This is a genomic window from Streptomyces sp. NPDC051211 (assembly GCF_040689505.1).
Lineage (GTDB): Bacteria > Actinomycetota > Actinomycetes > Streptomycetales > Streptomycetaceae > Streptomyces.
Window position 1 is genome coordinate 57,012 of sequence record NZ_JBFBAV010000032.1, and the last position, 25,884, is coordinate 82,895.

Here is a 25,884-nt window from a genome sequence, read left to right on the forward strand (position 1 = left end):
CGCCCGCCGGGGGCGTTTGCGCAGGTCCGGCCGGTTGTCGGTGGCGGGGTGCAGGATGGAGCCATGGCCGGCTCCGCGCTCGACTCGTTCTCCCCCGCGACCCGCTCCTGGTTCACGGGGGCCTTCGTCGCGCCCACTTCCGCGCAGGAGGGCGCCTGGCGGGCCATCGGCGCCGGCTCGGACGTCCTGGTGGTGGCGCCGACCGGCTCCGGCAAGACCCTCGCCGCGTTCCTCGCCGCCCTCGACCGGCTCGCCGCCACCCCGCCGCCGGCCGAGCCGAAGAAGCGCTGCCGGGTGCTGTACGTGTCCCCGTTGAAGGCCCTCGCGGTGGACGTGGAGCGCAACCTGCGCAGCCCGCTGACCGGGATCCGGCAGGAGGCGGTGCGGCTGGGGCTGCCCGAGCCGGAGATCCGGGTGGGGATCCGGTCCGGGGACACCCCGGCGGCGGAGCGGCGGTCGCTGGCCCTGCGGCCGCCGGACATCCTCATCACCACCCCCGAGTCGCTGTTCCTGATGCTGACCTCGGCGGCCCGGGACGCCCTGGCCGGGATCGAGACGGTGATCCTGGACGAGGTGCACGCCGTCGCCGGGACGAAACGGGGCGCGCACCTGGCGCTGTCGCTGGAGCGGCTGGACGAGCTGCTGCCGCGCCCGGCCCGCCGGATCGGCCTGTCGGCGACGGTCCGGCCGGTGGAGGAGGTGGCCCGGTACCTGTCGCCGCGCGGCAAGGTCGAGATCGTCCAGCCGCCGTCGGCCAAGGAGTTCGACCTGTCGGTGGTCGTCCCCGTAGAAGACATGGGCGAGTTGGGCGGCTCGCCGGCCACCGAGGAGCGGGAGGGCGGGGACAAGCCGTCGATCTGGCCGCATGTGGAGGAGCGGATCGCGGACCTGGTGCAGGCGCACCGGTCGACGATCGTGTTCGCGAACTCGCGGCGGCTCGCGGAGCGGCTGTGCAACCGGCTCAACGAGATCGCGTACGAGCGGGCCACCGGCACGCCGTTGGCCGAGGGGGCCCCGCCGCCCGCCGAGATCATGGCCCAGTCGGGGGCCGCGAAGGGCGCCCCGCCGCTGCTCGCGCGGGCGCACCACGGCTCGGTGTCGAAGGAGCAGCGGGCCCTGGTCGAGGAGGACCTGAAGGCCGGCCGGCTGCCGGCGGTGGTGGCGACGTCCAGCCTGGAACTGGGCATCGACATGGGCGCGGTGGACCTGGTGGTGCAGGTGGAGTCGCCGCCGTCGGTGGCCTCCGGGCTGCAGCGGGTCGGCCGGGCCGGACACCAGGTCGGCGCGGTCTCCACGGGCGTGGTGTTCCCCAAGTACCGGGGCGATCTGGTGCAGGCGGCGGTGGTCACCGAGCGGATGCGTTCGGGATCCATCGAATCGCTGCGGATCCCGTCCAACCCGCTGGACGTGCTGGCGCAGCAGCTGGTGGCGATGACCGCGATGGACACCTGGCAGCTGGACGAGCTGATCGCCCTGGTGCGGCGGGCGGCGCCGTTCGCCGCGCTGCCCGAATCGGCGTTCACGGCAGTGCTGGACATGCTGGCCGGCCGCTACCCGTCCGACGCGTTCGCCGAGTTGCGGCCGCGGGTGGTGTGGGACCGCGTGGCGGGCACGATCACGGGGCGGCCGGGTGCGCAGCGGCTCGCCGTCACCTCCGGCGGCACCATCCCGGACCGCGGCCTGTTCGGCGTGTTCCTCGCCGGCGCCGATCCGAAGAAGGGCGGCGGCCGGGTCGGGGAGCTCGACGAGGAGATGGTGTACGAGTCGCGGGTCGGGGACGTGTTCACCCTCGGCACCACCTCGTGGCGGATCGAGGACATCACCCGGGACCGGGTGCTGGTCACCCCCGCGCCCGGGGTACCGGGGCGGCTGCCGTTCTGGAAGGGCGACCAGCTGGGCCGGCCGCTCGAACTGGGGCGTGCGGTGGGGGCCTTCCTCCGCGAGCTCGGCGGGTTGTCCGAGGAGGACGCCCGGCTGCGGCTGCTGGCGGCCGGGCTGGATGCCTGGGCCGCCGGCAATGTGCTGGCCTACCTGGCGGAGCAGCGCGAGGCCTGCGGGCACGTGCCGGACGACCGGACCATCGTGGTGGAGCGGTTCCGGGACGAGCTGGGCGACTGGCGGGTGGTGGTCCACTCCCCCTTCGGCGCGCAGGTGCACGCCCCGTGGGCGCTGGCGCTGAGCTCCCGCCTCAGCGAGCGGTACGGCATGGACGCCCAGGTGATGCATGCCGACGACGGGATCGTGCTGCGGCTGCCGGACGCCGACCTGCTGGGCATGGACCTGCTCGACCATGACCCCGCGGGGCTGCCCTCCTTCGAGTTCGACAGCGGGCAGGCCCCGCTCGGCGCGGCCGACGTGGCCTTCGACAAGGGCGAGGTCGACCGGATCGTCACGGACCAGGTGGGCGGCTCCGCGCTGTTCGCCTCCCGGTTCCGGGAGTGCGCGGCCCGGGCCCTGCTGCTGCCGCGCCGCAGCCCGGGGAAGCGGACCCCGCTGTGGCAGCAGCGCCAGCGTGCCGCCCAACTACTCCAGGTGGCGTCCGAGTTCGGTTCCTTCCCGATCGTCCTGGAGGCGGTCCGGGAGTGCCTGCAGGACGTGTTCGACGTACCGGGGCTGACCGAGCTGATGGGCGACATCGAAGCGCGCCGGGTCCGCCTGGTCGAGGTCACCACCCCCGAGCCGTCCCCGTTCGCCCGGTCCCTGCTCTTCGGGTACGTCGCCCAGTTCCTGTACGAGGGGGACTCGCCGCTCGCCGAGCGCCGGGCGGCGGCGCTGTCGCTGGACTCCCGGCTGCTGGCCGAGCTGCTCGGCCAGGCGGAGCTGCGGGAGCTGCTGGATCCGGAGGTGCTGGCCGAGCTGGAGCGGGAGCTCCAGTGGCTGACGGAGGACCGCCGGGCCAAGGACGCCGAATCGGTGGCCGACCTGCTCCGGATGCTGGGCCCGCTGACGGCGGCCGAGCTGGCCGAGCGGGGCGCGGAGCCGGCCTGGGCCCGGGAGCTCGCCGCCGCCCGCCGGGTCATCGCGGTCCGGATCGCCGGCGCCGAGCACTGGGCGGCCGTCGAGGACGCGGGCCGGCTGCGGGACGCGCTGGGCACGGCCCTGCCCGTGGGTGTCCCGGAGGCCTTCACCGAGCCGGTCAAGGACCCGCTGGGCGACCTGCTGGCCCGCTTCGCCCGCACCCACGGCCCGTTCACCACGGCCACCGCCGCCGCCCGGTTCGGGCTGGGCGCGGCCGTGACGGACGGGGCGCTGCATCGGCTGGCGGCGGCCGGGCGGGTGGTCCAGGGCGAGTTCCATCCCTCGGGCATCGGCCAGGAATGGTGTGACGCGGCGGTGCTGCGGCGGCTGCGCCGCCGGTCCCTGGCCGCGCTCCGGCAGGAGCTGGAACCGGTCCCGCCGACCGCGCTGGCCACCTTCCTGCCGCAGTGGCAGCACCTGGGCGGGGCGCTGCGCGGCATCGACGGACTGGCCCGGGCGATCGAGCAGCTGCAGGGCGCCCCGGTGCCGGCCTCCGCGCTGGAGCGGCTGATCCTGCCCTCCCGGGTCAGCGGCTACTCGCCGGCCCTGCTGGACGAGCTGACCACGACCGGCGAGGTGGTCTGGGCGGGCGCGGGCGCCCTGCCCGGCAAGGACGGCTGGGTGTCGCTGTACCTGGCGGACGCGGCCCCGCTGCTGCTGCCGCCGCCGCACCCGCTGGAGCAGACACCGCTGCACCAGGCGGTGCTGGACTGCCTGGCCGGTGGGTACGGCCTGTTCTTCCGCCAGATCGCGGAGTCGGTGCGGACCGGCTGGCCCGAGGCCACCGACGTACAGCTGTCGGAGATCCTGTGGGACCTCGCCTGGTCCGGCCGGCTGACGAACGACACCCTCGCCCCGCTCCGCTCCCTGCTGGGCTCCGGGCGGACGGCGGGCGCCACCGCGCACCGGGCCCGGCGTACGGTCCCCCGCGGCCGGTACGGCACCCTGAGCGCCTCGGTGTCCCGGCCCGGCCCGCCCACGGTCTCCGGCCGCTGGTCGCTGCTCCCGGCGCACGCCCCCGATCCGACGCACCGGGCGCACGCGCTGGCCCGCACCCTGCTGGACCGGCACGGGGTGGTGACCCGGGGTGCGGTGGGCGCGGAGGGCGTCGAGGGCGGCTTCAGCGCGGTGTACCGGGTGCTGTCCGCGTTCGAGGACAGCGGTCAGGCCCGGCGGGGCTATGTGGTGGAGGGGCTGGGGGCCGCCCAGTTCGCCATGGACGGTGCGGTGGACCGGCTGCGGGCGGCCGAGCGCACCCCGCCGCCGCTGGCCGCCGTGGTGCTGGCGGCCGCCGATCCGGCGAACGCGTACGGTGCGGCCCTGGGCTGGCCGGAGCCGCCGGACGGGGCCTCGCACAAGCCGGGCCGGAAGGCCGGCTCGCTGGTGGTGCTGGTGGACGGGGAGCTCGTCCTGTACCTGGAGCGCGGCGGCCGGACCCTGCTGGCCTGGCCGCCGGCCGAGGACCCCCGGCTGGAGGCGGCGGCCGCCGCGCTGGCGGCGGCCTCCCGGGCCGGCACCCTGCCGGACCTCACGGTGGAGCGGATCAACACCGCCCCGGCCCTGACCTCCGCGCTGGGGAAGGTCCTGGAGGCGGCGGGCTTCCACGCCACCCCCAGGGGGCTGCGCCTGCGCTCCTGATCCACGCACCAGCGCCACGACGCATCAACGCATCAGCGCATGACCTTGATGCCGAAGCGGGCGCCGCCGAGCGCGAACTGGATCGCGCTGTGCATGTGGGAGTACATCTCCATGCCCCGCGCGCTGACCAGCGGTCCGAGGTCGAGGACGTCCCGCCAGCCGTAGGACTGCAGCAGTCCGGTGACCTGCTCCTTGGCGTCGTCGTGGTCGCCCGCGATGAAGATCGTGTGGTCGCCGTCGGCCACGGCCTTGGGGTGGACCACGGTCTCCTGTTCCTGGGTGACACAGGCCTTGACGATCTTGGCTTCGGGCAGGGCGCGCTGGATCCGCTCGCCGAGGCTGTCGGAGTCCACCGGGTCCAGGGCCGGCATGACCCCCCAGGGGGTGGGCCAGGGGTGAGCCTGCGTGGGGTTGTAGATGAACGGGACGGCGTAGTCCATGACGGTCTTCCCGGCCAGGTGCTCACCGATGTCGGTGAGAACGCCCAGCGCGTTGGCACCGTCGATGCCGTTGATGACGAAGTCGGCGGTCTCGGCGGCGTCGCCGAAGTTCATGAGGTCGATGCCGGGGTAGTCGGCGAGCCACTGGCCGAAGGGCTCGATGCCCATGAAGTCGGGTTCGGTGCGGCCGAGGGTGACCTGCGAGTCGCGGGTGCCCATGACGACCTCGTGTCCGAGTTCCAGCAGTTTGGCGGCGTGCGCGCGGCCTCCGCCGCCGGTGCCGAGGACTGCGATCTTCATGCCGTCGCTCCGTTCTCGCCGGTGTTGCCGGTGTTGCCGGTGTTGCCGGCCGCGTTCTCGCAGAGGAACCACTCGTTCCCCCAGGGGTCCCGGAAGACCGCGACCTTCACCGGACCGGTCTGCCGCGCGGGAGCGGCGATCTCGCCGCCGTGCCGCTCGACCTCGGCCAGGGTGGCCTCGATGTCCTCGGTCCCGAGGGAGGGCATCGTCTTGCCCGTCTTCCAGAAGCCGGAGAGGTCCCCGGACTGCGGATTGCCCTCCCACATCAGGCCGACCTGGCTGCCGCCGCGGCCGGTGCCGAGGATCGGGTACCCCGGAAGGTCCAGGTCCACGGTCCAGCCGAAGGCCTCGGTGTAGAAGCGGCGGGCGTCCTCGTGCGCTTCGCGCGGGACGGTCACGTCCACCAGGTTCAGGGGGTGTGCGTTCGTCATGACTCTCTCTCCTGTCGATCCCGATCCCCCCGGCAACTCCTCCACCATAACATTGGTACGGACGTCCGTACCAATGATTCTGTGCGAGGCTGGCCGCATGCATGCAGAGACGCACGAGGAGGCCGCCCCGCGACGGCGGACACGCAGGCACGACCCGAACCGGCGCGAGCGGATCGCCGAGGTGGCGGAGGAGCTGATCGCCGAGCGCGGCCTGGAGGGCCTGACCCACCGGGCGATCGCCGAGCGCGCGAACGTCTCCCTGAGCTCGACCACCTACCACTTCGCCGACCGCGAGGCGCTGATCCACGCGGCCCTGGACCGCGCCGCCGACCGCTTCACGGCGTACGTCCGCCAGTGGGCCGAGGAGCACGCCGCCGACACCCCGGCCCAGCTCGCCCAGTCCCTGGCCGACGGGGTCCTCGCCTACGTCCACGAAGGCGCCGCCCGCTCCTCGGCCGTGGTCGAGTACGAACTCCAGCTCGCGGCCCTGCGCCGCCCCGGGCTCCGCGAGGCCGCGAGCCGGTCCGCCCGGGCGAGCGTCGAGGCGATGACCCCGGTCGTCGGGCCGGTGACCGCCGCCCTCATCCCCCCGCTGATGACGGGCCTATGCCTCCAGGCCATGACCTCCCCGGTCCCCCCGACCCGCGAGGAACTCCTCGCCCTCCTCACTCAGGCCCTCACCCCCTAGGCCGGGGTCCGGCGGACCAGGGCCCGGCCCGGCCCGCCCGGCACCCCCTGTAGCGCACCCAGGGGCGCACTCCGGGGCGCACAATGGGCGCATGCCCGAGGGAGACAGCGTCTGGCGGGCCGCCCGGCGGCTGCATGCCGCCCTGGCCGGGGAGACCCTGACCCGCAGCGATCTGCGGGTGCCCCGCTTCGCCACCGCCGACCTGACCGGCCGCCGGGTCCTGGAGGTCACCCCGCGCGGCAAGCACCTGCTGGCCCGGATCGAGGGCGGCCTCACCCTGCACAGCCACCTCCGCATGGACGGCGCCTGGCACGTCTTCGCCGCCGGCGAGCGCTGGCGCGGCGGCCCCGCCTACGAGATCAGGGCGATCCTCGGCACCGCCGACCGGACCGCCGTCGGCTACCGCCTCCCCGTCCTGGAACTGCTGCGCACCACCGACGAGGACCGGGCCGTCGGCCATCTCGGCCCCGACCTGCTGGGCCCCGACTGGGACCCCGCCCTCGCCGCCCGCAACCTGCTCGCCGACCCCGCCCGCCCGCTCGGCGAGGCCCTCCTCGACCAGCGCAACCTGGCCGGCATCGGCAACATCTACAAGTCGGAGCTCTGCTTCCTCGCCCAGGTCACCCCCTGGACCCCGGTCGCCGAGGCCCCCGACCCGCTGCGCCTGGCCGCCGCCGCCCACCGGCTGCTGGACGCCAACAAGGACCGCCCCCGCAGCACCACCGGACGGCCCGGCCCCGGCCTGTTCGTCTACGGACGCGAGCACCGCCCCTGCCTGCGCTGCGGCACCCCCGTGCGCCGCGCCGACCAGGACGGCCGCCCCACCTACTGGTGCCCCCGCTGCCAGTCCGGCCCGGCCGGCGACCCCGCCCCCAACCGTTGACGACCCGTCAGATCCGGTCGTACCGTCCCCGTCATGCCCCTCGCCTCGTACGACCTCACCGGCCGCACCGCGCTGATCACGGGCGCCGCCAGCGGCATCGGGCGGGCCTCCGCCCGGCTCCTCGCGGAGGCCGGCGCCACCGTCCACTGCGCCGACCGCGACGAACAGGGCCTGGCCGAGACCGTCGCCCTGATCACCGACAAGGGCGGAGCGGCCGTCTCCCACCCCCTCGACGTCACCGACCGGGCCGCGGTCAGGGCCGCCGTGGCCGCCGCCGGCCGGCTCGACATCACCGCCGCGATCGCCGGGATCATGCACACCAGCAGCGTGCTGGACACTCTCGACGAGGACCTCGACCGAGTGCTGGAAGTGAACTTCAAGGGCGTCCTGTACGCCTGCCAGGAGTCGGCCCGGGCGATGCTGGCCGCCGGCACCCCCGGCTCGATCATCACCATGGCCTCCGGCGCCGTGGACGCCGCCCAGCCCGGCCTGCTCTGCTACAGCGCCGCCAAGGCCGCCGTCGTCCAGCTGACCAAGACCCTGGCCGGCGAGGCGGGCCCGCACGGCATCCGCGTCAACGCGGTGGCCCCGGGCTGGATCCGCACCCCGATGACCGGCCGGCACAGCCCCGAGGTCCAGGAGCAGACCGAGGCCATGATGATCCGGATGTCCCCGCTCCGCCGGGTCGGCGAGCCCGAGGACATCGCCCAGGCCGTGCTCTACCTCGCCTCGGACGCCTCGTCCTTCATGACGGGCCAGATCCTGCGCCCGAACGGCGGAGTCGCGATGCCCTGGTGACCGCCCGGCGGGTGCAGTGCACGGGCAGCAGGCTCAGCCCCCAGCCGCCCACCGCGACCACCCCCTCCATCGGACCGGACGCCGATGGTGCCAGCGCGAGTCTGAGTACGGCCCACCACCACAGCGCCCCGGCCGCCAGGGCCAGGGGTATGAGCAAGCGCGGCACGGCTGCCTCCCGGAGGGCGTGACCCGGACCCGCCCATCCTCCCGTACCCCCTGCGGGGGCGCACCCAGAACGGCACGGAGCCCCGACCGGGGCGGACGGCGGTCCGCTCCCGGCCGGGGCTCCGGCCACACTTCAGACACTCACGCGGCTACGACGTTCACCGCTTCCGCAGGCGCCTTGATGGTCACCCGCTCGGTCGGTCCACCCGCGACCGAGGTCACGGAGACCGAGTTGAGCATCGGGCGTACCGGCGCAGGCACCGGTTCGCTTGCCGCGGCCGACTGTGCCAGCTCGGCGAGCGACAGTTCGTCGCTGACTTCGCGCATCAGCTCGGACATCCGTACGTCCAGCGCGTCGCAGATCGCGGAGAGCAGCTCGGAGGATGCCTCCTTCTGCCCCCGCTCCACCTCGGAGAGATAGCCGAGCGAAACTCGGGCGGACGAGGAGACTTCGCGCAGAGTACGGCCCTGGCGCTGGCGCTGCCGACGCAGCACGTCACCCAGCAGGCGACGGAGCAGAATCATCGGTGGCTCCCTCCTCTGACCGTGTAGCCGCATCCTTCACGCCCCACCGTACCGCCTCGCGCCGCGGCCGTGCGGGGAGCGATGTCGTGTTCACTCAGGGCTGCAAACATCAAATCCCCCCGTTCTGTTCCGTATCCTGCCTCCGCGCATTTTCGCGGAGTTCGCTCAAGAGAAGTTCGAGCACTGTCCGTACACTCTCCCTACGGATTTCCGCGCGGGAGCCGTTCAACCGCAGTCGGGCGGTTTTCCCGCACTCCGGACCCGCCACGGCCACGAAAACCGTGCCCACCGGCTGTCCGTCCTGCGGGTCCGGGCCGGCCACGCCGGTCGTCGCGATCCCCCAGTCCGCACCCAGCGCCTCCCGCACCCCGGCCGCCATCTCTGCTGCGACCTGCGGGTTCACCGCTCCGTGCGCCGCAAGCAACTCCGCGTCCACCCCGAGCAGGCTGTGCTTGAGCTCGGTGGCGTACGCGGTGACGGAGCCGCGGAAGGACCGGGAGGCACCCGGGACGGCGGTGAGTTCTGCCGCCACCATCCCTCCGGTCAACGACTCCGCCACCGCAATGGTTCCGTCACTCTCCGCGAGCATTCGGAGAACTTCCGCCGCGAGCGAGGCGGCGTCGGCCACCCCGCCGACACCGTCGACCGCCGCTCCGGCCACTTTCGAGTCCGCGGCCCGGTGTGTCACCTTGCGGCCCGCTCCGCAGCGATTCCCCGGCGGCGGAGTACGACGGCCTGCCGGACGTAGTCCAGGCCGGTGACCACGGTCAGCACCACGGCCACCGCCATCACCCAGAAGCGGAAGGTCGCCAGCGGCCCGGTCAGGGCCAGGACGTACATGCCGACGGCCGTGCCCTGGGCCAGGGTCTTCAGCTTTCCGCCACGGCTGGCCGGGATCACGCCGTAGCGGATCACCCAGAAGCGGAGGAGCGTGATTCCGAGCTCACGGCCCAGGATCACTCCGGTCACCCACCAGGGCAGGTCGCCGAGCCAGGAGAGGCATACCAGCGCCGACCCCATGATCGCTTTGTCGGCGATCGGGTCGGCGATCTTCCCGAAGTCGGTGACCAGGTTGTACGTGCGGGCCAGATGACCGTCGAAGATGTCCGTGATCATGGCGACGGCGAAGGCCGCCCAGGCCCAAGCCCGCCAGACCGGGTTGTAGCCCCCGTCGGCCAGCAGGAGCAGGACGAATCCCGGCACCAGCACCAGCCGGACCATCGTCAGGATGTTGGCGATGTTCCACAGGCTGGCCTGGTTGACGGCCGCGGCCCCCAGCTTTCCGCCGGGCGCTGCGCCCGGCCGTCGGCCGGCCCCGCCCGTCGCTGGTGCCGGGACTCCGGTCATCCGGCCGCCTCCTCAAGCTCCTCCAGGCCCAGCGGCTCGGCCACCAGGTCCACGCCCAGGGTGCCGACCACCTTCGCCACGACCATGCGACCGGGGACCAGGCCGGTGCTGTCCGTGAAGAGCACCTGCCCGTCGGTCTCGGGGGCCTGGTGCGCGGCGCGCCCGTAGGCGCCGGCCTCGTCCTCGTCCCCGTTCGCCGCGTCCCCGACGTTCTCGACGGTTTCGACGAGTACCTCCAGGGTCTCCCCGATCCGCTCCTCGGCGCGCTGCGAGGTGAGCTCCTCGGCGAGCCGCTGCATGTGGGCGAGGCGCTCGGCGATGACCTCCTCGTCGAGCTTGTTCTGGTAGGTGACGGCCTCGGTGCCGTCCTCGTCGGAGTAGCCGAAGACACCGATCGCGTCGAGCCGCGCGTGGGTGAGGAAACGCTCCAGCTCGGCGAAGTCGTGCTCGGTCTCGCCGGGGAAGCCCACGATGAAGTTGGACCGCACGCCGGCCTGCGGGGCCTTGGAGCGGATGGTGTCCAGCAGCTCCAGGAACCGGTCGGTGTCGCCGAAGCGGCGCATGGCGCGCAGGACGTCCGGCGCGGAGTGCTGGAAGGACAGGTCGAAGTACGGCACCACCTTGGGGGTGGAGGTCAGTACGTCGATCAGGCCGGGCCGCATCTCGGCCGGCTGGAGGTAGCTGACCCGCACCCGCTCGATGCCGTCGACCGCCGCCAGCTCCGGCAGCAGGGTCTCCAGCAGCCGGATGTCGCCCAGGTCCTTGCCGTACGAGGTGTTGTTCTCGGAGACCAGCATGATCTCCTTGACGCCCTGCTCGGCCAGCCAGCGCGTCTCGCCCAGCACGTCGCTGGGGCGGCGCGAGACGAAGGAGCCGCGGAAGGACGGGATGGCGCAGAAGGAGCAGCGGCGGTCGCAGCCGGAGGCCAGCTTCACCGAGGCGACCGGGCTCTTGTCGAGCCGGCGGCGCAGCGGGGCGCGCGGGCCGGAGGCCGGGGCGACCCCGTCGGGCAGGTCGGCCGGGGCCTCGGCGACAGGCTCTTGGGCGTGGCCGGGCAGGGCGACCGCGGTGTTCTGCCGGTCGGCGGGGCTGATCGGCAGCAGCTTGCGGCGGTCGCGCGGGGTGTGGGCCTCCACGCTGCCACCGTTGAGGATGGTCTGGAGGCGGTTCGAGATGTCGGCGTAGTCGTCGAAGCCGAGCACCCCGTCGGCCTCGGGGAGGGCTTCGGCGAGCTCCTTGCCGTAGCGCTCGGCCATGCAGCCGACGGCGACGACGGCCTGGGTCTTGCCGTGATCCTTCAGATCATTGGCTTCCAGCAGGGCGTCTACGGAGTCCTTCTTCGCGGCTTCGACGAAGCCGCAGGTGTTGACGACGGCGACGTCCGCATCGGCGGCGTCCTCGACGAGCTCCCAGCCATCCGCCGCCAAGCGGCCTGCGAGCTCCTCCGAGTCCACCTCGTTACGGGCGCAGCCAAGAGTGACAAGGGCGACGGTACGGCGTTCGGGCATGGACTCAAGACTACTTTGTCCAAACGCCGACCCCCGCCCCAAGTCCCGGTAAACCAAGATCCCCGGGGCGGGCAGCAGGTGTGGTGCCGCGCCCCGGGGATCCTCGATTGCCTGTTCAGCAGCTGGTCAGCAGCCGGTCAGAAGCCGGTCAGCCCGCCTGTGCCTGGCCCTGGCGCTGATCGTCCTTGGTGTAGGTGAGCCGTTCCACCTGGCCGGGCTGGAAATCGTCCTTGATCTCCTTGCCGTTCACGAACAGCTGGACGGCCCCGGCGTCGCCGAGCACGAGATCGATGGACTCCTTGTCCGTGAAGGTCTTGGAGTCGCCCTGTTCGACCATGCCGTCGAAGAGCGTCCGACCGGTGGAGTCCTTCGCGGAGATCCAGCTCTCCCCGTCGTTGGCCGTCAGGACCACGGTCACCAGGTCCTTGGGCGCGGCCGCGATGGCACTGTCCGAGGGGTCGGGCTTGGGAGCCTTCGGGGGCTTCGGCACCACCGGGGTCTGGGTGATCACCTTGCCGGTCTGCTTGGGGGCCGGCTTCGGCGAGACGGAACCTTCCGCCACCGGCCGCTTGCCGCCGTCCTCGCCGCCGGTGAAGGCGGTGAAACCGACGAACCCGATCACGGCGACGATGGCCGCGACCATCGCGGCGGTCCAGTTCGGCCGCTGCCGCTCGGGACGGATCCGCTCCGCATCGAACAGGGGTGCGGCCGGGGTCGGGGCTGGGCGGCCGCCGTGGGCGGCGTCGTAGCTGTCGACCAGCGGGGCCGGATCGATGCCGACCGCCCGGGCGATCGTACGGATGTGGCCGCGGGCGTAGACGTCGCCGCCGCAGCGGGTGAAGTCGTCCTGCTCGATCGCGTGCACGATCGGGGTGCGCACACGCGTGATGGAGCTGACCTCGTCGACGGTGAGCCCGGCGACGATCCGGGCCTGCTGAAGAGTCCGGCCGATGGACGGCCCGGCTTCCGGCCGCTCTTCGGCGGTCGAAGGCTGGTCGTCTTCGGGGGAGTTGGAGTTGCCGATGGACACGAGGGCGCCTTTCGAGCGTGTAGCCACCTGCTGGACGTCCAGTCTAGGGGGGTGACGAAAGGGTGGAGCAACCGGAGGGTGGACTTCCTACGCCATCCGTATGGCGGTCGGCGGTCCTCCCCCTTGCCTCAACTTGACGCGGCGCCAAGGGAAACGGTTGCCCGCCGATCCCTTACGGGTGAGACTCACCCGGCGGCGCCATCGGTGCTCCATCCGGCGGTGCCGGACCAGCACGTGGCCGGTCCGCACCGGAAGGCTAACCGGCCTCACCGCGGATGACGGCAAGCACCCCGTCCAGCTCGTCCGGCTTCACCAGCACGTCGCGCGCTTTCGAACCCTCACTCGGACCGACCACGCCCCGCGACTCCATGAGGTCCATGAGCCGGCCGGCCTTCGCGAAGCCCACCCGCAGCTTGCGCTGGAGCATCGAGGTGGACCCGAACTGGGTGGAGACCACCAGCTCCGCGGCCTGGCACAGCAGGTCGAGGTCGTCGCCGATCTCCTCGTCGATCTCCTTCTTCTGCTTCTGGCCGACGGTGACGTCCTCCCGGAAGACCGGCGCCATCTGCTCCTTGCAGTGCCGAACGATCCCGGAGATCTCCTCCTCGGTGACGAAGGCGCCCTGGAGCCGCACCGGCTTGTTCGCCCCCATCGGCAGGAACAGCCCGTCGCCCTTGCCGATGAGCTTCTCGGCGCCGGGCTGGTCGAGGATGACCCGGCTGTCGGCCAGCGAGGAGGTGGCGAAGGCCAGCCGCGAGGGCACGTTCGCCTTGATCAGACCGGTGACCACGTCCACCGACGGCCGCTGGGTGGCGAGCACCAGGTGGATGCCGGCCGCGCGGGCCAGCTGGGTGATCCGGACGATCGAGTCCTCGACGTCGCGCGGGGCCACCATCATCAGGTCGGCGAGCTCGTCGACGATCACCAGCAGATACGGGTACGGATTGAGCTCCCGCTCGCTGCCCTCGGGCAGTTTGATCTTGCCGTCCCGGATGGCCTGGTTGAAGTCGTCGATGTGCCGGTAGCCGAAGGCGGCCAGGTCGTCGTACCGGAGGTCCATCTCCTTGACCACCCACTGGAGCGCCTCGGCGGCCCGCTTGGGATTGGTGATGATCGGCGTGATCAGGTGCGGAATGCCCTCGTACGCCGTCAGCTCGACCCGCTTGGGGTCGACCAGCACCATCCGCACGTCCTCCGGGGTCGCCCGCACCATCACCGAGGTGATCAGGCAGTTGATACAGGAGGACTTGCCGGAACCGGTGGCTCCGGCCACCAGCACGTGCGGCATCTTCGCCAGGTTGGCCATCACATAGCCGCCCTCGACGTCCTTGCCCAGCGCCACCAGCATCGGGTGGTCGTCCTCGGCCGCGTCCGCCAGCCGCAGTACGTCGCCCAGGTTGACCATCTCGCGGTCGGTGTTCGGGATCTCGATGCCCACCGCCGACTTGCCCGGGATCGGGCTGATGATCCGGACGTCGGGGCTGGCCACCGCGTACGCGATGTTCTTGGTCAGCGCGGTGATCCGCTCGACCTTGACCGCCGCGCCCAGGGTGACCTCGTACCGGGTGACCGTCGGGCCGCGGGTGAAGCCGGTGACGTCCGCGTCGACCTTGAACTCGCTGAACACGTTCCGGAGCGAGTCGACGATCGCGTCGTTGGCGGCGCTGCGGGTCTTTCCGGGTCCGCCGCGCTCCAGCAGGTCGAGCGAGGGCAGGGCGTACGTGATGTCCCCGCGCAGCTGGAGCTGCTCGGCCCGGGGCGGCAGCGGCGAGGTCGACTCCGGCGGCGCCTTGGTGAGGTCGGGCACGGTGAAGGTGCCGGCCCCGTCGGCCGTGCCGGCGGTGGGCGGTGCAGCGGGGGCGGGCGGGACCACCGCTCCTGCCGAGCCCTTCGGGCCCGCGGGGCGTGCGGTGCCGGGGGCCTCCTCGCGGGCCGAGGGCACCGGCGCGGTGGGCTCCACTCCGGTCCGGCCGCCGGAGATCCCCTGGGTGAGGTCGGCGACCAGCGGCGACGGCGGCAGGCCGCCCAGCACCGCCCCGTCCAGGGCGGCGGCGGCCGCCGCGGCCACGTCCACCGCGTCCATCTCGCGGTCCAGCGACGGCTGCACCGGGGCACGGCGGGGGCGGCGCCGCCTGCTGAGCGCCGCCTCCTCGGCCGCGTCCGCCTCGTCTGCCGCATCGGGCCCGTCGCCCTGCCCGGCCGCGGCGGCCCGGCCGCGGCCGGTGCGGGCCCGCCACCGGTCGGCGTCATGGCGGTCGCCGTCGGCGGGGAGGGCCTCCGGCTCGTCGTACTCGTCGGGCTGGATGATGCCCAGCTTGATGCCGAGCCGGCGCAGCCGCTGCGGGATGGCGTTGACCGGGGTGGCGGTGACCACCAGCAGCCCGAAGACGGTCAGCAGCACCAGCATCGGCACGGCCAGGGGTGCGCCCATGGTGAAGATCAGCGGTTTGGACGCGGCCCAGCCGATCAGCCCGCCGGCGTCCTGCATCGCGTCCGTGCCCTCGCCCCGGCCGGGCGCCCCGCAGGCGATGTGGACCTGCCCGAGCACCCCGGTCACCAGGGCGGACAGCCCGATGCCGATCCGGCCGTTGGCATCGGACTGGTCGGGGTGCCGGATGAAACGTACCGCCATGACCCCCAGCAGGATCGGCACCAGCAGATCGAGCCGGCCGAAGGCCCCGGTGACCAGCATGGTGACCAGGTCGCCGACCGGACCCCTCAGGTTCGACCAGGTGCCGGCGGCCACGATCAGCGCGAGGCCGAGCAGGAGCAGCGCGAGGCCGTCCTTGCGGTGCGCGGGATCGAGGTTCCGGGCCCCGCGTCCCACCCCGCGGAACATGGCGCCGATCGCGTGTGCGACACCGAGCCACAGGGCGCGCACCAGGCGCACCACACCGCTCGTCGGGGAAGGCGCCGGCTTGGCGGCGGCCTTCTTCGCCGGGGCGCGCTTCGCGGGCGCGGCCTTCTTCGCGGGCGGTTTGCGTGCGGGGGCCGCCTTCTTGGCCGGCGCCGTCGTACGGCCGGTGCGGGCCTTCGCGGTGCCCGCCGTGCTCTGGGAACCCTTGCCGGACGTACTTGAGGCCATGGAGGCGAGGTTACCGGTGCGCACGCCGGTGGACACGCGTGCCCACCCCTTCACCCGTTCGTGTCGGCCGCCGGGTACACGATGTGACGTACGGACAGACCTGACGCGGCCTCAGAGAGGCCGCGCCGAAGGCCTGCCGAGCCCCGGAGGGCTCAGGTCTGGGCGGGCAGCACGGCCGCGCCGCCGCCGGCGCCGGGCTCCAGCGCGTCCAGCGCCCGGCGCAGTCCGGTCAGCTTGCGTTCCAGATGGGCCGCGGTGGCCACCACCGAAGCCTCCGCCGCCTCCTCGCCGAGCTGCTTGGTGAGCGCCTCGGCCTGCTCCTCGACCGCGGCCAGCCGCGCCGAGAGCTCGGCCAGCAGACCCGCGGCCTCCTTGCTCTCCACGCCGTTGGAGCTGCCGCCGTCGAGCTGGAGCCTCAGCAGCGCCGCCTGCTCGCGCAGTTGGCAGTTCTTCGTGTACAGGTCCACGAACACCGAGACCTTCGCCCGCAGCACCCACGGGTCGAAAGGCTTGGAGATGTAGTCCACGGCCCCCGCGGCATAGCCCCGGAAGGTGTGGTGCGGACCGTGGTTGATCGCGGTCAGGAAGATGATCGGGATGTCGCGGGTCCGCTCCCGCCGCTTGATGTGCGCGGCGGTCTCGAACCCGTCCATCCCGGGCATCTGCACGTCCAGCAGGATGACCGCGAAGTCATCAGTCAGCAGCGCCTTGAGCGCTTCCTCCCCCGACGACGCCCGGACCAGTGTCTGATCGAGCGCGGAGAGGATGGCCTCCAGCGCCAGCAGATTCTCCGGCCGGTCGTCGACCAGGAGGATCTTGGCTTTCTGCACCATGCCCTGTCCTCCTCGCCCCGGCATGGGGCCTCCCCGGCCCGTCCTTGTGCCGGTCATCGTAGCCCCAGTCCCGAGATCGCCACACCCTGTCACCAAGATGTCACTGTGCACGTAGCGGAAACGTGGTGGGAGAGCCGAAGGTTCCCCCCTGAGCCGTGGAATGTGCCACGGGAAAAGTCGATCACCTTGCCCGCATGTGCTGTTCCATGACCGACAACAGGAAGTCGGGGTCGACCGGCTTGGTGACGTAGTCGGTGGCGCCGGAGTCGATGGCCTTCTCCCGGTCCCCCTTCATGGCCTTCGCGGTCAGCGCGATGATCGGCAGCCCTTCGAACTGCGGCATCCGCCGGATCGCCGCCGTCGTCGCATATCCGTCCATCTCCGGCATCATGATGTCCATCAGGACGACCGTCACATCGTCGTGCTGCTCCAGCACCTCGATGCCCTCCCGCCCGTTCTCCGCGTACAGCACCGCCAGCCCGTGCTGTTCCAGCACGCTGGTCAGCGCGAAGACGTTGCGTACGTCGTCGTCGACGATCAGCACCTTCTCGCCGTGGAAGCCGTAGGCCCGGGGGGCCGCCGGCGGCTCCTCCGGCACCAGCCAGTCCTCCGAGACCGGCTGCCCCGGCACCTCCGCCCGCGGCTTCGCCTCGCTCAGCGCCTTCCGGCGCCGCCGGAACAGCGCCGCCGAGGACGAGGACCCCGCTCCCGCCGGGTCCGCGGCCGGCTGCTGCGCCTGCGGCACCGGTACGGGCGCCAGGGCCGCCGGCGCCGGGCCGGCGCTGCCGGCCGCGGACGGCAGCGCGGGCGCCGCCTGCCCCGGCCGCCGGTACGGGTCGTTGCGGCCGCCGGGGGCCGGCGGCGCGTACCCCTGGGGCGGCAGCTCGCTGGGGTGCAGCGGCAGGTACAGGGTGAAGGTGGAGCCGCGGCCGGGCTCGCTCGCCGCGTGGATCTCGCCGCCCAGCAGCCGGGCGATCTCCCGGCTGATCGACAGCCCCAGCCCGGTACCGCCGTACTTCCGGCTCGTGGTGCCGTCGGCCTGCTTGAACGCCTCGAAGATCACGAGCATCTTGCTCGCCGCGATCCCGATACCGGTGTCGGTGACCGAGAAGGCGATCAGGTCGCCGTCGGCCTCCCGCAGCGAACCGGCCTCCAGCAGCTGCTCCCGGATGGCCTGCGGAACATCGGACCCGGCCGGCCGGATGACCAGCTCCACGGCCCCGTTGTCGGTGAACTTCACCGCGTTCGACAACAGGTTCCGCAGCACCTGCAGCAGCCGCTGCTCATCGGTGTGCAGGGTGGCGGGCAGCTCCGGGGAGACCCGGACCGAGAAGTCCAGGCCCTTCTCCGCGGTCAGCGGCCGGAAGGTGGCCTCCACGTAGTCCACCAGCTGGACCAGGGCGATCCGGGTCGGCGAGACGTCCATCTTGCCCGCCTCGACCTTCGACAGGTCCAGGATGTCGTTGATCAGCTGGAGCAGGTCCGATCCCGCACCGTGAATGGTCTCGGCGAACTCCACCTGCTTCGGCGAGAGGTTGCCCTCCGCGTTGTCGGCCAGCAGCTTGGCCAGGATCAGCAGCGAGTTGAGCGGAGTGCGCAGCTCGTGCGACATGTTGGCCAGGAACTCGGACTTGTAGCGCATCGAGACGGCGAGCTGCTCGGCGCGCTCCTCCAGGACCTGCCGGGCCTCCTCGATCTCGGTGTTCTTCACCTCGATGTCCCGGTTCTGCTGGGCCAGCAGCTCGGCCTTCTCCTCCAGTTCGGCGTTGGCGGCCTGCAGGGCCTTCTGCCGGTTCTCCAGCTCGTCGGAGCGCTCGCGCAGCTGCTCGGTCATCTCCTGGGACTGCTTCAGCAGCATCTCCGTCTTGGAGTTGACGCTGATCGTGTTGACGCTCGTACCGATCATCTCGGCGATCTGGCTGAGGAAGTCCTTCTGGATCTGCGTGAACGGCTGGAAGGAGGCCAGCTCGATCACGCCGAGCACCTTCCCCTCGAAGAGCACCGGCAGCACGATCACGTGCGCGGGCGGCGCCTCCCCCAGACCCGAGGAGATCTTCAGATAGCCGGGCGGGGTGTTCTCGACCAGGATCGTCCGCTTCTCTTCGGCGACGGTCCCGATCAGCCCCTCCCCCGGCCGGAAGGAGGTCGGCATCCGGTCGCCCGCGTACGCGTAACTGCCGCGCACGTGCAGCTCGTACGAGCCGTCCGCCCCGCCGTCGGCAGCCAGGTCGGTGCTGATGCCGGCCGGTACCGCCAGGAAGAAGGCGCCGGCCTGCGCCGAGACCACCGGGGTGAGCTCGCTCATGATCAGCGAGGCCACGTCGTCGAGATCGCGGCGGCCCTGCATCAGGCCGGAGATCCGGGCCAGGTTGCCCTTGAGCCAGTCCTGCTCCTTGTTGGCCAGGGTGGTGTCGCGCAGGTTCGCGATCATCGTGTTGATGTTGTCCTGGAGGTCCTGGATCTCGCCCGACGCGTCCACGTCGATCTTCAGGTTCAGGTCGCCGCGGGTCACCGCGGTCGCCACGGCCGCGATCGCGCGCACCTGCCGGGTCAGGTTCCCGGCCATCTCGTTCACCGACTCGGTCAGATCCCGCCAGGTGCCGTCCACATCCCGCACCCGCGCCTGACCGCCCAGGATGCCCTCGGTACCCACCTCGCGGGCCACCCGGGTCACCTGGTCGGCGAACGACGACAGCTGGTCGACCATCGTGTTGATGGTGGTCTTGAGCTCCAGGATCTCGCCGCGCGCATCGATGTCGATCTTCTTGGTCATGTCGCCCTTGGCGATGGCGGTCGTGACCATGGCGATCTGCCGCACCTGGCCGGTGAGGTTGGAGGCCATGAAGTTCACCGAGTCGGTGAGGTCCTTCCAGGTCCCCGAGACACCCGGCACGTGCGCCTGCCCGCCCAGCCGGCCCTCGGTACCCACCTCGCGGGCCACCCGGGTCACCTCGTCGGCGAACGAGGACAGGGTCTTCACCATCGTGTTGACCGTGTCGGCGAGCTGGGCCACCTCGCCGCGCGCCTCGACCGTGACCTTCTTGGTCAGGTCGCCGTTGGCCACCGCCGCCGAGACCTGGGAGATGTTCCGCACCTGCGAGGTCAGGTTGTTCGCCATCAGGTTGACGTTGTCGGTGAGGTCCTTCCAGATGCCGGTGACCCCGCGCACCCGCGCCTGACCGCCGAGGATGCCCTCCGAACCCACCTCGCGGGCCACCCGGGTCACCTGTTCCGCGAACGAGGACAGCTGGTCCACCATCGTGTTCACGGTGGTGACCAGCTCCAGGATCTCGCCCTTCGCATCGACCGTGATCTTCTTCGACAGGTCGCCCGTGGCGACCGCCGTGGTCACCTCGGCGATGTTGCGCACCTGCGAGGTCAGGTTGTTGGCCATGAAGTTGACCGACTGGGTGAGGTCCTTCCAGGTGCCGGAGACCCCCTTCACCTCCGCCTGGCCGCCCAGGATGCCCTCGGTACCCACCTCGCGGGCCACCCGGGTCACCTGCTCCGCGAAGTTCGACAGCTGGTCGACCATCGTGTTCAGGGTGTTCTTCAGCTCCAGGATCTCGCCGCGCGCATCCACGTCGATCTTCTGCGAGAGGTCACCGCGCGCCACCGCGGTCGCCACCTGGGCGATGTTGCGCACCTGCGAGGTCAGGTTCCCGGCCATACCGTTCACCGAGTCGGTCAGATCACGCCATACGCCGGCCACACCGGGCACCTGCGCCTGACCGCCCAGCCGGCCCTCCGTACCCACGTCCCGGGCCACCCGGGTCACCTGCTCCGCGAACGCGGACAGCTGGTCCACCATCGTGTTGATGGTGTTCTTCAGCTCCAGGATCTCGCCGCGCGCATCCACGTCGATCTTCTGCGAGAGGTCACCGCGCGCCACCGCCGTGGTGACCTGGGCGATCTGCCGGACCTGGGAGGTCAGGTTGCCGGCCATGAAGTTCACCGAGTCCGTGAGCTCCTTCCAGGTCCCGGAAACCCCCTCCACCCGGGCCTGACCGCCCAGCCGGCCCTCCGTACCCACGTCCCGGGCCATCCGGGTCACCTGGTCGGCGAACGAGGACAGCTGGTCCACCATCGTGTTCACGGTGTTCTTCAGCTGCAGCATCTCGCCGGAGACGTCGACCGTGACCTTCTGCGACAGATCGCCGTTGGCCACCGCCGTGGTCACCTGGGCGATGTTGCGCACCTGCCCGGTCAGGTTCCGGAACGCCGTGTTCACCGAATCGGTGAGGTCCTTCCAGGTCCCCGCCGCACCCGGCACCTGCGCCTGACCGCCCAGCTCGCCCTCGACACCGACCTCCCGGGCCACCCGGGTCACCTCGGCACCGAACGCCTGCAGCTGGTCCACCATCGTGTTGACGGTGTTCTTCAGCTCCAGCATCTCGCCGGCCACGTCGACCGTGACCTTCTGCGACAGATCACCGTTGGCCACCGCGGTCGTGACCGTCGCGATGTCCCGCACCTGAGTGGTCAGATTCCGGAACACCGTGTTCACCGAATCGGTGAGGTCCTTCCAGGTCCCCGCCGCACCCGGCACCTGCGCCTGACCGCCCAGCAGACCCTCCGCACCGACCTCGCTCGCCACCCGGGTCACCTCGTCGGCGAAGGTCCGCAGGGTGTCCGTCATCTGATTGATCGTTTCGGCGAGCTGCGCCACCTCGCCGCGCGCGCTCACCGTGACCTTCTGGGTCAGGTCACCGTTCGCCACGGCCGTGGTGACCTGCGCGATCCCCCGCACCTGAGCGGTCAGATTGCCCGCCATCGTGTTGACGGAGTCGGTCAGGTCCTTCCACACACCGGCCACACCCGGCACCTGCGCCTGACCGCCGAGCTCACCCTCGGTACCCACCTCGCGGGCCACCCGGGTCACCTCGGAGGAGAACGAGGACAGCTGGTCCACCATCGTGTTCACGGTGTTCTTCAGCTGCAGCATCTCGCCGGCCACGTGCACCGTGACCTTGCGGGACAGATCGCCCTTGGCCACCGCCGTGGTCACCAGCGCGATGTCACGCACCTGAGCGGTGAGCCGGTACGCCATGGTGTTGACGGAGTCGGTCAGGTCCTTCCAAGAACCGGACATTCCGCGCACCTGGGCCTGACCGCCGAGCTTGCCCTCGGTACCCACCTCGAGTGCGACCCGGGTCACCTCGTCGGTGAACGCCGACAGCTGGTCCACCAGGTTGTTGACCGTACGCCCGACCTTCAGGAACTCCCCGCGCAGCGGGTGCCCCACCCCCTCCGGCGACTGGGTCCGCAGGTCCATCCGCTGCTCGAGATCGCCCTCGGCGACCGCCGACAGCACCCTGCCGACCTCCGAGACCGGCCGCGCCAGGTCCTCCACCAGCTGGTTCGACGCGTCGATCGCGGCCGCCCAGGCGCCCTCACAGGCCCCGGTCTCCAGCCGCTCGCTCAGCTTGCCCTCGCGGCCGACCATCCGCCGGACCCGGGACAGCTCCCCGCTCAGGTGGAGGTTGCGGTCCGCGACCTCGTTGTAGACGGCGGCGATCTCCGCCATCACCCCGTCGCCGGACACCGTCAACCGCTTGCGGAAGTTGCCGTCCCGCATCGACACCAGGGCCGAGAGCAGCCGGTTCAGTGCAGCGGTGTCGACTTCCGTCGTCCCCCCGCGCCGGGACCGTCCGCCCTTCGCGCGCGCACCCGTACGTCGCGCCGCCACGCCAGACTCCACCGTGTCCCTCCCGAAAGGGTCGACCGTCGTTCCACCGGGCTGCCGATTTTCCCGCAGCACGGTCCATCCAAGCCTTCCCAGTGTTTCACCATGGCCGAACCCGGCCATAACGCTTCGGTACCTTTGCACATCGCCCACACCCTGCGGGTGGAATCCGGGGCGACGGCACCCGCAGCGGGGGCGGGGTAAGTACCCTGGCGTCCGACTGTCCATCCGCTCGTAAGGAGTCCTGAGTCCTGTGATCACGGCCAGGGCGGCTGCCAGCTTCGATCCCGTCGGACGTTCGGTAGCGGCTGCCCGCGCCTTCGTCCGCGACACCCTGCAGGGCTGGGGCTTCGCGGACATCGTCGACGACGCCGTGGTGCTCACCAGCGAGCTGGTCACCAACGCGGTGATCCACGCCGGCACCCGAGCCGAGGTGCTGTGCCTGCGCGCCGAGGGCGGCGTACGGGTGGAGGTCGCCGACCGCTATCCGGACCGCGAGCTTCCACTGGCACCGCCGGACCGGCCCTACGCGGACCCGGACCGGGAGAGCGGCCGCGGCCTGATGCTGTGCGCAGCCCTCGCCACCCGCTGGGGAGTCGAATACACCGCCACCCGCAAACACGTGTGGTTCCGCCTCGACCTCCCGGACCGGCCGGTCGGTACCCGGTCCGCCGGGCCGGTCGTCCCCGACCAGCTGCTCCCGCTCGCCGAGTCCCGGGTCCGGGTGGCCGTCCTCCAGATCGATGCGGCGGGCGTCGTCTCCGCCTGGAACGGGGACGCCGAGCACGTCTTCGGCTACCCCGCCGAGAAGGCCATCGGCCGGCCCCTGGCCGAGCTCGCCGCCTGGCCGCACACCCCCGGCACGGGTACCGGCGTAGCCGAGGCCCTGGGCCTGTCCCGCTGGGAGGGCAGCTACGGCATCCGCGGCGCGGACGGCCGGGTCATCCCCGTCTACGCCTCCCACCTGCGGGTCCGCGATGCGTACGGCGAACCGTCCACCGTCTGTCTGCTGGTCCACGACGACGAGCGGGCCGTCCTGCAGAGCCCGACCCGGGTCCCCGCCGAGGACGGCCGGTTCTCCGAACCGCGCGCCGCGGACCCCTTCGAGGTGTTCATCGGCTCCCCCGCCCCCGACGATCTCGACGGGCTGCTCCAGCGGACCGTCGAGCGGGCCCGTGACATGCTCGACGCCGATGCCGCCTTCCTCCTGCTGGCCACCGACGACGAGACGGAGCTGGAGGTCCGCGCCACCACCGGCCTGCCCTCGACCCGGCAGCGGTTCGCCCGGGTCCCCGTGGAGGCCGGCACCAACCGCTTCGGCTCGGCCCGGATGCCCGCCGTCCACGACGACCTCACGGCGGTCCCCGGCGCGGTCCCGCTGCTGGACACCACGGGCATGCGCTCGGTGGTCACCGTCCCGCTGAAGGTCGAGGGCCGGCTCACGGGGTCCCTCGGGGTGGCCGCCGAAGCCCCCGGCCGCTATTCGAACGACGAGGCCCTGCGGCTGCAGTTCGCCGCGGACCGGATCGCCCTGGCCGTGGAGTCGGCCCGGCTCGGGGAGCTGGAACGGCTGCGCCGCGGCTCCCTGTCCTTCCTGGTGGAGGCCTCCGACCTGCTGGCCGGCACCCTCGACCGGGACCAGACGCTGGCCCTGATGGCCCAGATGACCGTCCCGACCCTGGCGACCTGGTGCGCGGTCTACACGATCACCGACCCGGCCTCCGACCCGTACCTGTCGTACGTCCTGCACGAGGACGAGGACCGGATCGACGCCCTGAAGGCCCTGCTGGCCCGCGTGGACCCCCCGGAGCCGGTGACCGAGACGGGCGCCCGCCCGTGGACGGCGGCTTCCGCAGCGGTCCACGCCGAGACGGTGGTCCTGCCGCTGCTGGCCCGCAACCGCGTCATCGGCATGCTCACCCTGGGCAAACCCCACGAGGAGCACTTCCGCCAGGAGATCCTCGAACTCGCCGAGGACCTCTCCCGCCGGGCCGCCCTCGCCCTCGACAACGCCCGCCTGTACTCGGAGCGCACGGCGATCAGCCGCTCCCTGCAGCGCAGCCTGCTGCCGCCCGGCTCCCCCGCCATTCCCGGCATGGAGGTCGAGGTGATCTACCGGGCGGCCGGCGAGGGCAACGAGGTGGGCGGCGACTTCTACGACGTCTTCCCGATCCGCGACGGCGCCTACGGGTTCGCCATCGGCGACGTCTGCGGTACGGGCCCGGAGGCGGCGGCGGTGACGGGCCTGGCCCGGCACGCCCTGCGGCTGCTGGCCCGCGAGGGCCTGGGCGGCCCCGCCGTCCTGGAGCGCCTGAACGCGGCGATCCTCGACGAGGGCGCCCGTAGCCGCTTCCTGACCCTCCTGTACGGGGAACTCCACCTGCAGCCGGACGGCGGCGCCCTGATGAAGGTGGTGTGCGCCGGCCACCCGCTGCCGCTGCGCCTCCGCCCGGACGGCCAGGTCCTCCCGGCGGCCGACCCGCAGCCCCTGTTGGGCGTGATCGACGACCTGGAGCTGTACGAGCAGACGGTGACCCTGGAACCGGGCGATGTGCTGCTCTGCGTCACGGACGGCGTGACGGAGCGCCGCGAGGGCACCCGCATGCTCGGCGACGACGGCTTGGCCGACGTCCTGACCACCTGCACCGGCCTCACGGCCGGCGCGGTGGCCTCCCGCGTCCTGCGGGCGGTGGAACGCTTCGCGGCGGAGCCGGCTTCCGACGACATGGCGATCCTGGCGTTCCGCGTGCCGGAACAGCGCGCGGGCGACTGAACCTCCGGTCGCCTCTGGCCGGTTGGAGGGGGCCTGTGGTCGACTCCCCGCATGAACACCATTCTGGCCAGTGCGGTCGCGGTTGTCGGCACCCTGATCGGCTCGTGGAGCACCTACCTGTTCCAACGGCGAACCGTCGAACGCACGGAAGCGGCGAACCGTGAAGAACGTCTGCGGCAGGAACGCCTGGCGGCCTACAGCGCCTATGCCGGCGCGGTCACGGACCTCAAACGCGCACTGATCACCCTGTGGTTCCGCCGCCGACGGACCCCTGGGGACGAGGAGCTCGCGGCTGCCCAGCTGGAGAGCGACCGCCTGGGGGCGGTCGCCGAATCCGCCGCTTTCCGCCTTCGCCTCGTCGCCGACGAACCCGTCCTCCGTCCACTGATGGAAGCCATATCCGCCGAACTCGGCGAGATCGTCCACGCCGAAGACCGCCAGGCCGTCATCGCGATCGAGGCCCGGTTCGAGCAGGCCGTCACCGCCTTCATCGACGCGGCCGCCGCCCAGGTGAGGTGAAAACAAAAAAGGCCCCCGCCAGATGGCGGGGGCCTTATTTTGTCAGAGCCCTTTAACGGAATCGAACCGTTGACCTTCTCCTTACCATGGAGACGCTCTACCGACTGAGCTAAAAGGGCGGGTTGTTCGGCGGCGTCCTACTCTCCCACAGGGTCCCCCCTGCAGTACCATCGGCGCTGAAAGGCTTAGCTTCCGGGTTCGGAATGTAACCGGGCGT

The 25,884-nt window shown here is 71.9% G+C and carries 16 protein-coding genes, 1 tRNA gene and 1 rRNA gene; 6 read left to right on the top strand and 12 right to left on the bottom strand.

The features are described 5' to 3' along the window. Positions 1 to 63 precede the first annotated feature (63 nt). Positions 64 to 4,656 (top strand): ATP-dependent helicase, encoded by a 4,593-nt coding sequence (locus AB0447_RS26340; RefSeq protein ID WP_366479243.1) that lies wholly within the window; start codon positions 64 to 66, stop codon positions 4,654 to 4,656. 32 nt (positions 4,657 to 4,688) lie between these two features. On the opposite strand, the gene AB0447_RS26345 is transcribed toward AB0447_RS26340, so the two are convergent. Both AB0447_RS26345 and AB0447_RS26350 read right to left on the bottom strand, forming a co-directional pair. After that, positions 4,689 to 5,396 carry an NAD(P)-binding domain-containing protein gene (locus tag AB0447_RS26345; protein WP_366479244.1) on the bottom strand — a complete coding sequence of 236 codons (708 nt, stop codon included), beginning with the start codon at positions 5,394 to 5,396 and terminating at the stop codon, positions 4,689 to 4,691. After that, complete coding sequence (locus tag AB0447_RS26350; RefSeq protein ID WP_366479245.1) at positions 5,393 to 5,827, bottom strand: VOC family protein; 435 nt, start codon at positions 5,825 to 5,827, stop codon at positions 5,393 to 5,395. Before AB0447_RS26350 ends, AB0447_RS26345 begins: the two co-directional genes overlap by 4 nt. Positions 5,828 to 5,924: 97 nt before the next feature. On the opposite strand from AB0447_RS26350, the gene AB0447_RS26355 reads away from it, so the two are divergent. The 3 genes from AB0447_RS26355 (at position 5,925) to AB0447_RS26365 (ending at position 8,196) form a co-directional block, all read left to right on the top strand. Further along, positions 5,925 to 6,515 (top strand): TetR family transcriptional regulator, encoded by a 591-nt coding sequence (locus AB0447_RS26355; protein ID WP_366479246.1) that lies wholly within the window; start codon positions 5,925 to 5,927, stop codon positions 6,513 to 6,515. 91 nt (positions 6,516 to 6,606) lie between these two features. Beyond that, positions 6,607 to 7,398, top strand: a complete 792-nt coding sequence (locus AB0447_RS26360) for a DNA-formamidopyrimidine glycosylase family protein (RefSeq protein ID WP_366479247.1) — start codon at positions 6,607 to 6,609, stop codon at positions 7,396 to 7,398. Positions 7,399 to 7,431: 33 nt separating this feature from the next. Continuing rightward, positions 7,432 to 8,196: an SDR family NAD(P)-dependent oxidoreductase gene (locus AB0447_RS26365; protein ID WP_366479248.1), complete on the top strand. Its 765-nt coding sequence runs from the start codon at positions 7,432 to 7,434 to the stop codon at positions 8,194 to 8,196. Positions 8,197 to 8,502: 306 nt separating this feature from the next. Here the strand turns inward: AB0447_RS26365 and AB0447_RS26370 are convergent, their stop codons facing one another. From AB0447_RS26370 to AB0447_RS26405, 8 genes are all read right to left on the bottom strand, one after another. Beyond that, complete coding sequence (locus tag AB0447_RS26370; RefSeq protein ID WP_366479249.1) at positions 8,503 to 8,886, bottom strand: helix-turn-helix transcriptional regulator; 384 nt, start codon at positions 8,884 to 8,886, stop codon at positions 8,503 to 8,505. 109 nt (positions 8,887 to 8,995) lie between these two features. After that, a complete protein-coding gene (locus tag AB0447_RS26375) occupies positions 8,996 to 9,475 on the bottom strand; it encodes a nicotinamide-nucleotide amidohydrolase family protein (RefSeq protein ID WP_366479267.1) in 480 nt (159 codons plus the stop codon). Between the two features lie 95 nt (positions 9,476 to 9,570). Next, a complete protein-coding gene (gene pgsA / locus AB0447_RS26380) occupies positions 9,571 to 10,233 on the bottom strand; it encodes a CDP-diacylglycerol--glycerol-3-phosphate 3-phosphatidyltransferase (protein WP_366479250.1) in 663 nt (220 codons plus the stop codon). Beyond that, a complete protein-coding gene (gene rimO, locus AB0447_RS26385; RefSeq protein WP_366479251.1) occupies positions 10,230 to 11,741 on the bottom strand; it encodes a 30S ribosomal protein S12 methylthiotransferase RimO in 1,512 nt (503 codons plus the stop codon). The genes pgsA and rimO overlap by 4 nt, the downstream gene beginning before the upstream one ends. 148 nt (positions 11,742 to 11,889) lie before the next feature. After that, the gene (locus AB0447_RS26390; RefSeq protein ID WP_366479252.1) at positions 11,890 to 12,771 is read right to left on the bottom strand and encodes a RodZ domain-containing protein; all 882 of its coding nucleotides are present in this window, start codon (positions 12,769 to 12,771) and stop codon (positions 11,890 to 11,892) included. Between the two features lie 256 nt (positions 12,772 to 13,027). Next, the gene (locus AB0447_RS26395) at positions 13,028 to 15,856 is read right to left on the bottom strand and encodes a DNA translocase FtsK (RefSeq protein WP_366479253.1); all 2,829 of its coding nucleotides are present in this window, start codon (positions 15,854 to 15,856) and stop codon (positions 13,028 to 13,030) included. A gap of 152 nt (positions 15,857 to 16,008) precedes the next feature. Continuing rightward, positions 16,009 to 16,689 (bottom strand): response regulator, encoded by a 681-nt coding sequence (locus AB0447_RS26400; protein WP_366479254.1) that lies wholly within the window; start codon positions 16,687 to 16,689, stop codon positions 16,009 to 16,011. A gap of 181 nt (positions 16,690 to 16,870) precedes the next feature. Then, a complete protein-coding gene (locus AB0447_RS26405) occupies positions 16,871 to 22,390 on the bottom strand; it encodes a HAMP domain-containing protein (RefSeq protein WP_366479255.1) in 5,520 nt (1,839 codons plus the stop codon). Between the two features lie 238 nt (positions 22,391 to 22,628). Between AB0447_RS26405 and AB0447_RS26410 the strand changes: the two genes are divergently transcribed. Together AB0447_RS26410 and AB0447_RS26415 are read left to right on the top strand one after the other, a co-directional pair. Next, positions 22,629 to 25,148: a SpoIIE family protein phosphatase gene (locus tag AB0447_RS26410; protein WP_366479256.1), complete on the top strand. Its 2,520-nt coding sequence runs from the start codon at positions 22,629 to 22,631 to the stop codon at positions 25,146 to 25,148. 51 nt (positions 25,149 to 25,199) lie between these two features. Continuing rightward, complete coding sequence (locus AB0447_RS26415) at positions 25,200 to 25,667, top strand: hypothetical protein (protein WP_366479257.1); 468 nt, start codon at positions 25,200 to 25,202, stop codon at positions 25,665 to 25,667. 46 nt (positions 25,668 to 25,713) lie between these two features. Here AB0447_RS26415 and AB0447_RS26420 read toward each other — a convergent pair. After that, positions 25,714 to 25,786, bottom strand: a tRNA-Thr gene (locus AB0447_RS26420). Positions 25,787 to 25,791: 5 nt separating this feature from the next. Then, positions 25,792 to 25,884: ribosomal RNA gene (gene rrf, locus AB0447_RS26425) — 5S ribosomal RNA — on the bottom strand; the annotation flags it as partial.